13 protein-coding genes are annotated in these 13014 nt (G+C 70.7%); 3 read left to right on the top strand and 10 right to left on the bottom strand.

The features are described 5' to 3' along the window. Nucleotides 1–85: 85 nt before the first annotated feature. The 9 genes from ruvA to pgsA all read right to left on the bottom strand — a co-directional run bounded on the left by ruvA (nt 86) and on the right by pgsA (nt 7279). Nucleotides 86–691 carry a Holliday junction branch migration protein RuvA gene (ruvA, locus tag ACZ7NC_RS09770; RefSeq protein ID WP_471486498.1) on the bottom strand — a complete coding sequence of 202 codons (606 nt, stop codon included), beginning with the start codon at nt 689–691 and terminating at the stop codon, nt 86–88. Beyond that, on the bottom strand, nt 688–1227 hold the full coding sequence (ruvC, locus tag ACZ7NC_RS09765) for a crossover junction endodeoxyribonuclease RuvC (RefSeq protein ID WP_471486496.1): 540 nt from the start codon (nt 1225–1227) through the stop codon (nt 688–690). Before ruvC ends, ruvA begins: the two co-directional genes overlap by 4 nt. A gap of 162 nt (nt 1228–1389) precedes the next feature. After that, complete coding sequence (locus ACZ7NC_RS09760; protein WP_062707727.1) at nt 1390–2142, bottom strand: YebC/PmpR family DNA-binding transcriptional regulator; 753 nt, start codon at nt 2140–2142, stop codon at nt 1390–1392. 48 nt (nt 2143–2190) lie between these two features. After that, complete coding sequence (gene pdxT / locus ACZ7NC_RS09755; protein WP_471486494.1) at nt 2191–2796, bottom strand: pyridoxal 5'-phosphate synthase glutaminase subunit PdxT; 606 nt, start codon at nt 2794–2796, stop codon at nt 2191–2193. Beyond that, nucleotides 2796–3701, bottom strand: coding sequence for a pyridoxal 5'-phosphate synthase lyase subunit PdxS (pdxS, locus tag ACZ7NC_RS09750; RefSeq protein ID WP_471486492.1), 906 nt, complete (start codon nt 3699–3701; stop codon nt 2796–2798). The genes pdxT and pdxS overlap by 1 nt, the downstream gene beginning before the upstream one ends. 127 nt (nt 3702–3828) lie before the next feature. After that, nucleotides 3829–4371 (bottom strand): LemA family protein, encoded by a 543-nt coding sequence (locus tag ACZ7NC_RS09745; RefSeq protein ID WP_471486490.1) that lies wholly within the window; start codon nt 4369–4371, stop codon nt 3829–3831. Between the two features lie 99 nt (nt 4372–4470). Continuing rightward, nucleotides 4471–5652, bottom strand: a complete 1182-nt coding sequence (locus ACZ7NC_RS09740) for a glycosyltransferase family 4 protein (RefSeq protein ID WP_471486488.1) — start codon at nt 5650–5652, stop codon at nt 4471–4473. Further along, nucleotides 5649–6575, bottom strand: coding sequence for a phosphatidylinositol mannoside acyltransferase (locus tag ACZ7NC_RS09735; RefSeq protein WP_471486486.1), 927 nt, complete (start codon nt 6573–6575; stop codon nt 5649–5651). The genes ACZ7NC_RS09740 and ACZ7NC_RS09735 overlap by 4 nt, the downstream gene beginning before the upstream one ends. Continuing rightward, on the bottom strand, nt 6572–7279 hold the full coding sequence (pgsA, locus tag ACZ7NC_RS09730) for a phosphatidylinositol phosphate synthase (RefSeq protein WP_471486484.1): 708 nt from the start codon (nt 7277–7279) through the stop codon (nt 6572–6574). Before pgsA ends, ACZ7NC_RS09735 begins: the two co-directional genes overlap by 4 nt. A 303-nt stretch (nt 7280–7582) precedes the next feature. Here pgsA and ACZ7NC_RS09725 point away from each other — a divergent pair, with 303 nt between their 5' ends. Next, a complete protein-coding gene (locus ACZ7NC_RS09725; protein WP_471486482.1) occupies nt 7583–9781 on the top strand; it encodes an elongation factor G-like protein EF-G2 in 2199 nt (732 codons plus the stop codon). Between the two features lie 216 nt (nt 9782–9997). Beyond that, nucleotides 9998–11659, top strand: coding sequence for a hypothetical protein (locus ACZ7NC_RS09720; RefSeq protein ID WP_471486480.1), 1662 nt, complete (start codon nt 9998–10000; stop codon nt 11657–11659). Nucleotides 11660–11723: 64 nt separating this feature from the next. Here the strand turns inward: ACZ7NC_RS09720 and ACZ7NC_RS09715 are convergent, their stop codons facing one another. After that, the gene (locus ACZ7NC_RS09715) at nt 11724–12272 is read right to left on the bottom strand and encodes an HIT family protein (protein ID WP_471486478.1); all 549 of its coding nucleotides are present in this window, start codon (nt 12270–12272) and stop codon (nt 11724–11726) included. Between the two features lie 78 nt (nt 12273–12350). On the opposite strand from ACZ7NC_RS09715, the gene ACZ7NC_RS09710 reads away from it, so the two are divergent. Next, nucleotides 12351–13010 (top strand): potassium channel family protein, encoded by a 660-nt coding sequence (locus ACZ7NC_RS09710; protein WP_471486476.1) that lies wholly within the window; start codon nt 12351–12353, stop codon nt 13008–13010. Nucleotides 13011–13014: the final 4 nt, after the last annotated feature.

Here is a 13014-nt window from a genome sequence, read left to right as displayed (position 1 = left end):
CCTAGTGATAACGCGCCGGGCGGTTGGAGGGGGCGGGGGTCCGGGGGCCGGAGGTGGCGTACGTGGTCGGCGTCAGGTCCGTCGATCAGCGGGCTCTGTTCAGGGTCTGCAGGGCCGCCTTCAGCAACTGGCCCACCTGAGGGGCGCCCTCGGCGGCCTCGGCCTGCGGTGTCACGGCGGCGACCGCCTCGTCGGCCTCGCGGGTCGCGTAGCCGAGGCCGATCAGGGCGGCGTGCAGCTGGTCGCGCCAGCCCTGGGTGACCGGGGCCCCCACGGCAGGCGCGCCGATGGGCTCGCCGAGGCGGTCCTTCAGCTCCAGGAGCAGCTTCTGGGCGCCCTTCTTGCCGATGCCGGGGACGGCGGTGAGCGACTTCTCGTCGGCGGTCGCGACGGCTCGGCGCAGGGCGTCGGGCGAGTGCACCGCCAGCATCGCCTGGGCCAGGCGCGGGCCGACCCCGCTCGCGGTCTGGAGCAGCTCGAACGTCTGCCGTTCGTCGTCGTCCGCGAAGCCGTACAGCGTGAGGGAGTCCTCGCGGACCACCAGTGAGGTGTGCAGCTTGGCGGGCTTGCCGAGGCGCAGGGTGGACAGCGTGTTCGGCGTGCACTGGACGGCCATGCCGACCCCGCCCACCTCGACGACCGCGGCGTCCGGAGCGAGTGCGGCCACTGTGCCGCTGACGAAGGCGATCATGCCGTACGGCCTTTCGGTGCTTTGGCGGTGTGCAGGGCGACGGCCTGCTGGAGTCGGTTCTGCGCGGGGGCTCGCCAGATGTGGCAGATGGCGAGCGCGAGGGCGTCGGCGGCGTCGGCCGGCTTGGGCGGGGCGCTGAGCCGCAGCAGGCGGGTGACCATGGCGCCGACCTGGACTTTGTCGGCGCGGCCGCTGCCGGTGATGGCGGCCTTGACCTCACTCGGGGTGTGCAGCGCGACGGGGATGCCGCGGCGGGCGGCGCAGAGCATGGCGACGGCGCTGGCCTGGGCCGTGCCCATCACCGTACGGACGTTGTGCTGGCTGAACACCCGCTCCACGGCGACGAATTCGGGCTTGTGCTCGTCCAGCCACTGCTCGATGCCCTGCTCGATGGCGACGAGACGGTGGCCCAGGTCGGCGTCAGCCGGTGTGCGGACGACTCCGACGCCGAGCATGGTGAGCGGCCTGCCGGCGACGCCCTCGACCACGCCGACACCGCATCGCGTCAGCCCCGGGTCCACCCCCAGTACGCGCACCCCGCGCCTCCCCTCCTTGCGGCTGAGCCGCCGCCGCTCTCGCGGACCTGGCTGAGCGGCGATCTTTGACTCTCGTCAGGCTATCCGCTGCCACCGACAAGAGCGGCGGGCCGGTGGGTTGTGTCCCACCGGCCCGCAGAAACCGCTCAGCTCGCGGCTGCGTTACGCGTCGACCTTCTCCATGATCTCGTCGCTGACATCGAAGTTGGCGAAGACGTTCTGCACGTCGTCGCTGTCCTCGAGCGCGTCGATCAGCTTGAAGATCTTCTTCGCGCCCTCCTCGTCGAGCTCGACCTGGACGGACGGCACGAAGCTGGAGTCGGCGGAGTCGTAGTCGATGCCGGCCTCCTGGAGGGCGGTGCGGACCGCGACCAGGTCGGTGGCCTCGCTGATGACCTCGAAGGACTCACCGAGGTCGTTGACCTCCTCGGCACCCGCGTCCAGGACGGCGGTGAGGACGTCGTCCTCGGTCAGCTCGCCCTTGGGGACGATGACGACGCCCTTGCGGCTGAACATGTACGACACCGAGCCCGGGTCGGCCATGTTGCCGCCGTTGCGGGTCATGGCGACGCGGACGTCGGAGGCGGCGCGGTTGCGGTTGTCCGTCAGGCACTCGATGAGCACGGCGACGCCGTTCGGGCCGTAGCCCTCGTACATGATCGTCTCGTAGTCGGCGCCACCGGCTTCGAGACCGCCACCGCGCTTGATGGCGGAGTCGATGTTCTTGTTCGGAACCGACTGCTTCTTGGCCTTCTGGACGGCGTCATAGAGCGTCGGGTTTCCCTCGAGGTCGACGCCGCCCATGCGCGCCGCGACCTCGATGTTCTTGATCAGCTTCGCGAAGAGCTTGCCGCGCTTGGCGTCGATCACGGCCTTCTTGTGCTTCGTCGTGGCCCATTTAGAGTGGCCGGACATCTGCCTGTCTCCTTCGCGTAACCCATCTATGAACGAACGCCAGGAATCCTACAAGGACTCGGCTGTCCGGTACGCGCGCACCATGTCGACGAAGAGGCTGTGCACACGGTGGTCGCCGGTCAGTTCCGGGTGGAACGACGTGGCCAGCGCGTTGCCCTGGCGGACCGCGACGATGTGGCCGTCGTGCTCGGCGAGGACCTCGGCCTCGGCGCCGACGGACTCGACCCAGGGGGCGCGGATGAAGACACCCTCCACAGGATCCCCTGGGACGCCCTTCACGTCGACCGCCGCTTCGAAGGACTCGTTCTGCCGCCCGAAGGCGTTGCGGCGCACGATCATGTCGATGCCGCCGATCGTCTCCTGGCCCGAGCGCGGGTCGAGGATCTTGTCGGCGAGCATGATCATGCCCGCGCAGGTGCCGTAGACGGGCATGCCGCCCCGCACACGCGCGCGCAGCGGCTCCATCACGCCGAAGAGGACGGCCAGCTTGGAGATGGTCGTGGACTCGCCACCGGGTATGACCAGGCCGTCGACCTCGGCGAGCTCCTCGGGGCGCCGCACCGGCCTGGCCACGGCGTCGGCCGCGGCCAGGGCGATGAGGTGCTCCCGTACGTCGCCCTGGAGTGCGAGCACTCCGACAACGGGAGAGGTCATTACCAGCCTCGGTTCGCGTAGCGCTCGGTCTCGGGGAGGGTGTCGCAGTTGATCCCGACCATGGCCTCGCCGAGGTTGCGGGACGCGTCCGCGATGATCTTCGGGTCGTCGTAGAAGGTCGTCGCCTTGACGATGGCGGCGGCGCGCTTGGCCGGGTCGCCGGACTTGAAGATGCCGGAGCCGACGAAGACGCCCTCGGCGCCGAGCTGGCGCATCAGGGCGGCGTCGGCCGGGGTGGCCACGCCACCGGCGGAGAACAGCACCACCGGGAGCTTGCCGAGCTCGGAGACTTCCTTGACCAGCTCGTACGGGGCGCGCAGGTCCTTGGCGGCGGCGTACAGCTCGTTGTTGTCGAAGCCGCGCAGCTTGGCGATCTCGTTCTTGATCTGGCGCAGGTGGCGGACGGCCTCGACGACGTTGCCGGTGCCGGCCTCGCCCTTGGAGCGGATCATGGCCGCGCCCTCGGCGATCCGGCGCAGGGCCTCGCCCAGGTTGGTGGCGCCGCAGACGAAGGGGGTGGTGAACGCCCACTTGTCGGAGTGGTTGACCTCGTCGGCCGGGGTGAGGACCTCGGACTCGTCGATGTAGTCGACGCCGAGGGACTGCAGGACCTGGGCCTCGACGAAGTGGCCGATGCGGGACTTGGCCATGACCGGGATGGAGACGGCGTCGATGATGCCCTCGATCATGTCCGGGTCGGACATCCGGGCCACGCCGCCGTCCTTGCGGATGTCGGCGGGGACCCGCTCCAGGGCCATGACGGCGACGGCGCCCGCGTCCTCGGCGATCTTCGCCTGCTCCGGCGTGACGACGTCCATGATCACGCCGCCCTTGAGCTGCTCGGCCATACCGCGCTTCACGCGCGCGGTGCCGGTCTCGGGGGCCTGGTTTTCGGAGATGGACACGGGTGACCTCGCTCGGTGAAAAGGGGTTACTGCAGCCACCGAGGAAACGTGAATGGACCAGGCCACTGCAAGGGCCAATGAACAGCCGGTGGATCCTTTTTCCGGCCCGATGGCGCCGACGCGCCGGTCAGGCGGCTCTGTCGGCGAGTGCCGGCGGCGGCTCGTCGTCCATCTCGAAGGCCAGGGGGAAGGGCGCGTGCCCGGCCAGCCGGAACCAGCGGACCTTGCGGTGCCTGCGCAGCGCTCTGGCCGCCCCTACGGCGTCGTTGTGGAAGCGGCGGGCCATCGGTACCCGGCGGACCGCCTCGGTCAGCTCACGGGCCGCCTCCTCGCCCCCGGGTGCCTCCCGTACCGCCTCCACCTGCTGGGGCTCGCCGAACACGGCCCGCAGCGCCTGGCTGAGCTCGCTCTCGGCGACCTCCCGCTGCTCCTCCTCGGCCTGCCGGGCGGCGTGGGCGGACTCGTACAGCACGATCGACGCGGCCGGATCCAGCACGCCGGAGGTGGCCAGCTCCTGGGCCACCGACGCGCGGCGCAACAGCTGTGCGTCGAGCGCGGCGCGCGCCGCGTCGATCCTGGCGTGCAGCCGGTCGAGACGGCCCGCGGTCCAGCTCAGGTAGAGGCCGATGACGACGAGAGCTACGAGGATCCAGATGAGAGTTGCGGTCACGGCGGGCAAGCCTACGGGTGCGCTCCGCCGGGGGAACCGCTCGGTCCGCCCGGCCGGGCGATCCGGGCGATCCGCGTGGGACCGGTGTCCGTACGGCCGTCAGTCCCGCGCCAGTCCCAGCCTCGCCCGCAGCCCGCTGCCGCCGCCCCCGCCCCCGGTCCGCTCGTCCGCCGCCACCGCCGTCGTACCGTCCGTCACGGTCTCGTACACCGACAGGATGTCCGCGCCGACGGTCGACCAGTCGAAGCGGCGTACGTGCGCGCTCCCCCGCTCGCTCAGTTCCGCGCGGCGGACCGGGTCCTCCAGCAGGCGTACGGCTGCCTCGGCGAGGTCATCCGCGTCCTCGTTGGTGAAGAGCTCGCCGGCCGCGCCCCGATCCAGGACCTGGGCGAAGGCGTCGAGGTCCGAGGCGAGGACGGGGGCGCCGGCCGACATCGCCTCGACCAGGATGATCCCGAAGCTCTCGCCGCCGGTGTTGGGCGCGACGTACAGGTCCACGCTGCGCAGGAGGCGGGCCTTGTCCACGTCGCTGATCATGCCGAGGAACTCCACACGGGAGCGCAGCTCGGCGGGCAGGGACTCCACCGCCTCCTCCTCGTCGCCCCGGCCCGCGACCAGGAGCCTGGTCCGGGGGCGGGCCGCGAGGATCTTCGGCAGGGCCCTCATCAGGACCGGCAGGCCCTTGCGGGGTTCGTCGATGCGGCCGATGAAGCCGATCGTGTCGCCCTGCCATTGCGGGTTGGGCTCGGCCTTGGCGAAGAAGTCGACGTCGACGCCGTTGGGGATCACCACCGCGTCGCCGCCGAGGTGTTCGACGAGGGTGCGGCGGGCGTACTCGCTCACCGCGATGCGCGCGCTGATCTTCTCCAGGGCCGCCTGGAGGATGGCGTACGCCGCGATCATCGCCCGCGAGCGCGGGTTGGAGGTGTGGAAGGTGGCCACGATGGGGCCCTGCGCGGCCCAGCAGGTCAGCAGGCCGAGGGACGGCGACGTCGGCTCGTGGATGTGGATGACGTCGAACCGGCCGTCGTGCAGCCAGCGGCGCACCCGGGCCGCCGAGAGGAAGCCGAAGTTCAGCCGGGCCACCGAGCCGTTGTACGGGACCGGCACGGCACGTCCTGCCGAGACGACGTACGGCGGGAGCGGGGTGTCGTCGTCGGCGGGGGCGAGGACGGACACCTCGTGGCCGAGCCGGATGAAGTACTCGGCGAGGTCGCGGATATGGAATTGGACGCCACCCGGCACGTCCCAGGAGTACGGGCAGACGATCCCGATCTTCACGGACGCTCCCCCGAGGGGCCGTCGGCCGGTCGTGGTTCCAGGTCGGCGAGCCACAAGCGCTGGAGCATGTGCCAGTCCTCCGGATGTTCGGCGATCCCCGAGGCGAAGGCATCGGCCAGCGCCTGTGTCATGACAGACGTCTTCTCGGCCCGGGTACCTGACTCGGGTACCTCGATCGGGGGGTGGACTCGGCCCTTCATGACCGGGGAGTCGTCGTACCAGAGCGTGACGGGGAGCAGGAGCGCCCCCGTCTGCTGGGCGAGCAGCGCCGGTCCCGCGGGCATGCGGGCCGTGGCGCCGAAGAAGTCCACCTCGACACCGGAGGCGGACAGGTCACGGTCGGAGACCAGGCAGACCAGGCCGCCGTCGCGCAGCCTGCGGGCCAGGGTGCCGAAGGCGGTGCCGCCGCTGTGCGGCAGGACCTCCATGCCGAGGCCCTCGCGGTAGGCGACGAAGCGGTCGTAGAGCGTCTCGGGCTTGAGGCGCTCGGCGACCGTCGTGAACGGCGTCTCCAGCTTGGTGGTGACCCAGGCGCCCGCGAGATCCCAGTTGCCCAGGTGCGGCAGGGCGAGGATGACGCCCTGGTCGGAGGCGAGGCCGTCGGTCAGGTAGTGGACGTCCTTGGGGTCGAAGCCGTTCTTAATGCGCTCGGGGCTCCAGGCGGGCAGCCGGAAGGACTCCATCCAGTAGCGCAGATACGAGCGCATGCCCGCGCGCGAGAGTTCGGCCAGGCGCTCCGGGCTCGCGTCGGGCACCACGCGCGCGTAGTTGCTCTCCAGCCGCCGCACGCCCTTGCCCCGCTGCTTCCAGGCGAGGTCGGCGATGGTGCGGCCGAGCCGTACGGCGACCGGTTCGGGGAGCTTCTTGACGGTGCCCCAGCCGAGCCCGTACAGCGCGTCCGTGAGCCGTTCCTGGGCACTCACTTGGCCGCCTCGCTCCCGTGAGAGGCGTTCTGCGGCTTCTCCTGCTCGGCCGCATCGGCTTCAGCCTCGGCCTCGGCCTCCGCCTCCGCGGACTCGCGGCGGACGGTGACGACGCGCTGGATGAGCGTGACGAGGCTGCCGACGGCGACGATCCACAGGGCGACGGGCAGCAGGTACTGGATGCCGGGCACCCCGAACTTGTGCAGGCCCGCGAAACCGGCCGCGACCAGCGAGATCACCAGGCGCTCGGCGCGCTCGACCAAGCCGTTGACCGCGACCGGCAGGCCGATCGACTCGCCGCGGGCCTTGGTGTACGACACCACCTGGCCGCTGGCCAGACAGAAGATCGAGACGGCGCACAGGACGAGGTCGTCGCCGCCACCGGCGTACCAGAGCGCGAAGCCGCCGAAGATCGCGCCGTCGGCGACGCGGTCGAGGGTGGAGTCCAGGAAGGCACCCCAGCGGCTGGTGCGGCCGAGCTGGCGGGCCATGTTGCCGTCGACGAGGTCGGAGAACACGAACAGCGTGATCACGACCGTGCCCCAGAAGAACTCGCCCTTGGGGTAGAAGACCAGCGCGCCCACGACCACTCCGGCGGTCCCGATCAGGGTGACGGTGTCGGGGCTGACGCCCCGCCTGATCAGAAACGCGGCGAACGGCGTGAGAACACGCGTGAAGAAAGCACGCGCGTACTTGTTCAGCATGGCCTTCCCGAGGGTCGGTGTGGCGCCGTGCGGCCCTGCTGGCCACCGGCTGGCCCATCGTAGCCACGCGCGCGTGAGTGCGACGGCCGGGCACTCGTACACAGGGCCGGTGACCCGGTCCGCGAGTGTCGGACGGCGCGATCACGTCCGCCGTATGGACGCACCGTGACGGGAGTGGAAAGCTCGAAGGACCGCGGGCGTCACCGGAGCCGCCATCGCTGGGGGCACCTCCCGGGCGAAGCCTGGGGGAGGATCGGTATGTCCGCGCCCACAGTGACCTCACCGTGCACGGGAGGCAGGATCATGGGCGACAAGGCGAACGCACACCCTGGAGCCGCCGGCAGGGCTACGGCGGCCGACCACCCCGCGTCCGTACGGAATGTGGTGCTGGTCGGCCACTCCGGATCGGGCAAGACCACGTTGGTGGAAGCCCTCGCGCTCACCGCGGGGGCGGTGAATCGGGCGGGCCGCGTCGAGGACGGCGGCACGGTCTCCGACTACGACGAGATCGAGCACCGGCAGCAACGCTCGGTGCAGCTCTCCCTGGTGCCGGTCGAATGGGACGGCATCAAGGTCAACCTTCTGGACACCCCCGGATACGCCGACTTCGTCGGGGAGCTCAGGGCCGGTCTGCGAGCGGCGGACGCGGCCCTTTTCGTCGTCTCCGCCTCGGACGGCGTGGACGGTTCGACGCGCATGGTGTGGGAGGAGTGCGCGGCCGTCGGCATGCCGCGCGCGATCGTTGTCACACATCTGGAGGCCGCGCGGGCCGACTACGAGGAGATGACGCGGATCTGCGCGGAGGCCTTCGGCGGGGACGACCCGGACGCGGTGCTCCCGCTGTATCTGCCGTTGCACGGGCCCCAGGGCCCGGACGGGCACGCGCCCGTGACCGGTCTGATCGGGCTGCTGTCGCAGAAGCTGTTCGAGTACTCCTCCGGGGAGCGCAAGGAGTCCGAGCCGGGCGAGGACCAGCTGCCCGAGATGGAGGAGGCCCGCAACCGGTTGATCGAGGGGATCATCGCGGAGAGCGAGGACGAGACCCTCATGGACCGCTATCTCGGCGGCGAGCAGGTCGACGTCAAGACACTGATCGAGGACCTGGAGCGGGCCGTCGCACGCGGTACGTTCTTCCCGGTCCTGGCCGCCGCCCCCGCCGCCGACGGCGCCCGGCAGGGCCTCGGCACGGTCGAGGTGCTGGAGCTGATCACAGGGGGCTTCCCGACCCCCCTGGAGCGCGAGGCACCCCGGGTCACCACGGTGGACGGCAAGGCACGCCAGCTGAAGCTGTGCGATCCGGACGGGCCGCTGGTCGCGGAGGTCGTGAAGACGGCGTCCGACCCGTACGTCGGCCGGGTGTCGCTGGTGCGCGTGTTCTCCGGCACCCTGCGCCCCGACGCGACGGTGCACGTCTCCGGGCACGGGCTGGCCGACCGCGGGCACGAGGACCACGACGTCGACGAGCGGATCGGCGCCCTGTCCGCGCCCTTCGGCAAGCAGCAGCGCACGCTCAGCCACTGCATCGCCGGTGACCTGGCGTGCGTGGCGAAGCTGAGCCGCGCGGAGACCGGCGACACCCTGTCGGCCAAGGACGACCCGCTGCTGATGGAGCCCTGGCAGATGCCGGATCCGCTCCTGCCGCTCGCCATCCAGGCGCACAGCAAGGCGGACGAGGACAAGCTGTCGCAGGGCCTGTCCCGCCTGGTCGCCGAGGACCCGACCATGCGGCTGGAGCAGAACCAGTCCACCCACCAGGTCGTGCTGTGGGCCCTGGGCGAGGCGCACGCGGACGTCGCTCTGGAGCGGCTGCGCAACCGCTACGGCGTCCAGGTCGACGTCGTGCCGCACAAGGTCTCGCTGCGGGAGACGTTCGCGGACAAGGCGGCGGGCCGCGGCCGGCATGTGAAGCAGTCCGGTGGCCACGGGCAGTACGCGATCTGCGAGATCGAGGTGGAGCCGCTGCCGGGCGGCTCGGGCATCGAGTTCGTGGACAAGGTGGTCGGCGGCGCGGTGCCCCGGCAGTTCATCCCGTCGGTGGAGAAGGGCGTGCGGGCCCAGGCGGCGAGGGGAGTCGCCGCGGGCCATCCGCTCGTCGACGTCCGGATCACGCTGCTCGACGGGAAGGCGCACTCGGTGGACTCCTCCGACGCCGCGTTCCAGACGGCCGGCGCGCTCGCGCTGCGGGAGGCGGCGGCCGACGCGAAGATCCATCTGCTGGAGCCGGTGGCCGAGGTGTCGGTGCTCGTCGGCGACGACTACGTCGGAGCCGTGATGAGCGACCTGTCCGGGCGGCGCGGCCGTGTCCTCGGCACCGAGCAGACCAACGGCGGCCGAACCCTCATCAAGGCCGAGGTGCCCGAGATCGAGATCGGCCGGTACGCCGTCGATCTGCGGTCGCTGTCGCACGGCACCGCGCGCTTCGACCGTGCGTACGCGCGGCACGAACCGATGCCGGCGCAGATCGCGGAAAGGATTCGTGAAGAGGCGCGCGACGCCTCGTAGTTGGCGCCCGGCGCCACCAAGTGGCCCCTGCGGGCGCCACCGAGCGCCTTTGCGGAACGCTCCCCTCCGCGTCGGCGGGCGGCTTCGGCCGCCCGCCGACGAATGTCAGTGGCGGGGGATACTCTGATCATTGACTCTGATCATTGATCAACAGGTGTGCGCGGTACGGAAGTCGGGAAGGCCGCAGAAGCGACAGTGCGGCGATCGGGGGCGGGAATGACCGTGGAGAGCGGTTACGCGGACATGTTCGGTCCGCAGGTGCCTCGCGCGGCCGGCGAGGGCCAGACGGCGACGTTCGCGCTGGCCTCGGCGGCCTATCGGGACAATCCGTACGAGGACATCAAGAAGGCCGACAACGAATGGCACCAGACCGATGTCAAGGCGGGCCGCGGCTGGGCGAAGATCTTCCGGCCCAACCTGGGTGAGGCCTTCTCGCGCGCGGTGGTCGACCGCATGCTCGGCAGCGGCCGCAAGCCCCTGATCCAGTCCTTCGGCACCGAGCCGCAGGTCGTCGTCGAGCACTGCCTGGCCGCGAACAACATCCGCAAGGCCCGCGACCGGACGCTCAGCGCCATCATGGTGATCTGCGGTGTGCTGTTCCTGCCCGGGCTGCTGGTCTGGCTGCTGGTCTTCACACTGCGCACCACCATCGTCAGGCGCGACGAGAAGCGCGGCGGCGCCCTCGCCTCGGTGTTGCTCGTCGCGGCGGGCGCGCTCGCCGTGCTCTTCCTGCTGCGCATGCCGTTCAGCGGCTTCTGGGCCTGGTATGCGCGGGCCTCGGTCCTCATGCCCGTCCTCGGCTGGTTCTGGGCCAAGCAGGTCTGCGAGCGCACGGCGAGGGACCTGCGGGAGCGCTGGAACAGCCTGCTCGCCGGCAGCAGCGTCGGCGCGAAGGTGCCGGAGGCGGTGCCGACCAGTCCCACCGAGACGCAGGCCGAGCAGTTGCGCCAGTCCCTCGCAAAGCTCAGCGCCGAGCAGCAGTCCAACTCCGTGTTCTACGCCGGGCCCAAGGGGATACTGGGCATGGGCACGCGCTGGGGCAGCTGGCAGCTGGCCGAGGACCTGGTGGCCGCCGACCCCACCCGGGAGATCCACCCCTTCCGCAGCTGGGACGTCATCCGGGCGATCCACGACCAGCTCCGCATGCTGGAGCGCGGCCCGCTGAACACCGGTGGCTTCCCGAAGCCTTCGATACGGCACTGGGTGGTCACGCCGATCGCCGAGGGCGCCAAGGCGGTGTCCAGGCCGGAGGGCACGGACGTCGAGGCGTACCAGGTCAAGCAGCACGCGATACAGGACATCTGCAACAAGCAGCAGTTCGGCAGCGGGGACCGGCACTACCTGGGCGTCCAGTGGACGCTGTGGGACGGCCAGTTGATCATCACGATGCTGATCACGGTGACCGTGCTGCACGAGACGCTGCGCATCGAGGTGACCGGCCATGCCCTCGGCCCGGTGAACGGGCTGTTCCAGGAGAAGCCCGAGGCGCCGACCAAGGAGGTCGCCAAGTCGTTCAAGCCGTGGGAGACCCGCAAGGTGAAGCTTCCGCTGGTCAACACCGACGAGGTGGTACGGCTGGCGGTGCGGGCCCCGATCTCCTGGTACCCGCCGCTGCTGAACTGGCTCGGCGGGACGATGGGGCTCCCCGAGCCGTTCGGACTGCGGCACGCCTGGGCGGACCAGCCGTGGCGGCACCGGTTCATGGCCGACGACGCGCTGCGGGCGGCCACGCCGGTGCTGCGGGTGGTCCACGCGGCGGCGATCAAGGTGCTCCGGGAGAACGGCGTGGACACCGAGAAGTTCGGTTCGCGGTCCTCGTTCCTGAGCACGGCGGTGCAGGATCCGACACCTCGCAAGGCCGACGTCTACGACGCGTAGGCCTCCGGCGGGGGGCTGCGCCCCCAGACGCCGGACGGCCTGATCGACACCGACGGTCAGCCCGTCAAGCCGACGGCCACACCTCCGCCAGCATCTTCCGCGTATCGGCCAGCAGCTGCGGCAGCACCCGCGTGTGCCCCACCACCGGCATGAAGTTGGTGTCGCCGCCCCACCGCGGGACGATGTGCTGGTGCAGGTGCGCCGCGATGCCCGCGCCCGCGACCGTGCCCTGGTTCATACCGATGTTGAAGCCGTGAGCGCCGGAGGCGGTGCGCAGAGCGGTCATCGCCTGCTTGGTCAGCGCGGCGAGCTCGATGGTCTCCGGCTCGGTGAGGTCGGTGTAGTCGGCGACGTGACGGTAGGGCACGACCATGAGGTGGCCGCCGTTGTACGGGTAGAGGTTGAGGACCGCGTACACCTGCTCACCGCGCTTGACGACCAGCCCGTCCTCGTCCGACTTGGCCGGGATCGAGCAGAAGGGGCAGCCGTCGTCCGCTCCGGGACCGGTCGGCTTGTTCTCACCCTGGATGTAGGCCATCCGATGGGGCGTCCACAGACGCTGGAACGCGTCCTGGATCCCCACTCCCCACTGCTGCTCCGGCTCACTCGTCATGCGTGCAGCATATTGCTTCGCCCGTTCTCGGCGTGTCGTCGGGGCGACGGGAGGGCGGTCACCCGCCAAGCTGGCCCGGTGGACGACGACAGCCCCTCCGCCCGCTGGGAGCAGCGCACCGAGATCCCCCTGTTCCTGGCGTCGCTGATCTTCCTCGGCCTCTATGCCGCCCGTGTGCTTGTTGTGAGCATGCCGTCCGTATGGAAGGACCTGTGCTGGTTCACGATGCTCGCGCTGTGGGTGCTGTTCGCCTCGGACTACGTGGTGCGCTGGCGGCTCAGCGGGCAGCGCTTCCCGCGCTTCGCCAGGACGCACTTCCTGCACACGGTCGTCGTCATCCTGCCGCTGTTGCGGCCGCTGCGGATCGTTCCGCTCTACGACGCCATCCAGCACCGGCAGGGGCAGCCCCGGGTCTCCCTGCACGCGCGCGTGATCGCCTACGCGAGCCTGTCCACCCTCCTCCTCGGCTTCGCCGGAGCCCTCGCGGTCTACCAGCAGGAACGTGGAGCGCCCGGCGCCGACATGCGGACGTTCGGGGATGCGGTGTGGTGGACCGCCGCGACCCTCAGCACGGTCGGCTACGGCGACATCACACCGGTGACCACGGGCGGCCGGACGATCGCGACGGGGATGATGGCCGGCGGGCTGGCCCTGCTCGGCGCGGTGACGGGATCGTTCTCCTCCTGGCTGCTGCAGATCTTCGCCCGCGAGAGCGACAAGAGGCCCCCGGAAAGCTGAGCCT

The sequence above is a fragment of the Streptomyces sp. NPDC111802 genome (genome assembly GCF_055634335.1).
This window is presented reverse-complemented; position numbering and strand designations above follow the sequence as displayed.